The following is a 389-nucleotide window of genomic DNA, read 5'->3' as shown; positions in this document are numbered from 1 at the left end:
AGGACATGCTGGACATCGAGATCCCGCTGGGTGACCTTCCTGAGCGGGCGAAGGCATGGGAACGGCAGGTGGACGAGCTCGCCGCCGGGGACACCGAGGTCGCCGAGTACGTCCGTTCCCTGGAGTCACGCGAGCCCGAGACGGCGCTACCCGAGGCCAGTGGGGACGCAATCGCCCGGGAGTTCGAACGGTACCTGCGCCGTCGCAGCCAGTAAAGGCCAGGAGGAGAGCCAGCTCGGTAGAAGAAGCTGCCCCTCTCCTCCGGGCTACTCCTCTCCTCGACGATCTCGCTACTCCTCAACGATCTCGGCGTCGATGATGTCCTCATCGGCGCCACGGCGGAACGGCACGTTCGCCGAGTTCGTGGCCGGTTCGCGCGGGGTGTGGGG

The 389-nt window shown here is 67.1% G+C and carries 1 pseudogene; it reads left to right on the top strand.

From position 1 onward, the window contains the following. Positions 1 to 215, top strand: a pseudogene (locus ACY45C_RS16515) (PAC2 family protein); the annotation flags it as partial. Between the last annotated feature and the right edge of the window lie 174 nt (positions 216 to 389).

The sequence above is a fragment of the Frankia sp. CcWB2 genome, from assembly GCF_977927585.1.
The sequence above is the reverse complement of the archived record's forward strand: the minus strand, read 5'-3'. Positions and strand labels throughout refer to the sequence as shown.